The 291-nt window shown below is 59.1% G+C and carries 1 protein-coding gene; it reads left to right on the forward strand.

Going from position 1 to position 291, the window contains the following annotated elements; translation table 11 throughout:
- Window positions 1-291, forward strand: a 291-nt coding sequence (locus MD536_RS21115) for a hypothetical protein (protein ID WP_239603773.1), incomplete at both ends; no start/stop codon positions are given.

A 291-nucleotide genomic window follows, 5' to 3' on the forward strand; every position in this document is an offset into this window, starting at 1 on the left:
GAAAAGCGCGACTTCATCGTAAAAAACTTGAACCGGACGGTGAAGGTCATCATCGAACGGGCCCATCTGGCCGACGGCCTGTTTGAACTGCAGGGCTTTGATTTCCAGCGGTTTGATCCCCACAGGCACCATCGCCTGATCCGTTTCCTGGGACCGTCCAAGGGGCAAGCCTGGGTTTTGAAGAGCGACGGCCGGATCGCCTTTCAGGTGGCGGATATCCGCCTCTTGCACTATCTGCAGCTCTTCCAGCAGGCCATCGACGCCACCGCGACCTTCCGCGAGGCCTTGGAG

The sequence above is a fragment of the Flavihumibacter cheonanensis genome (genome assembly GCF_022352215.1).
In the GTDB taxonomy this organism is placed as follows: domain Bacteria; phylum Bacteroidota; class Bacteroidia; order Chitinophagales; family Chitinophagaceae; genus Flavihumibacter; species Flavihumibacter cheonanensis.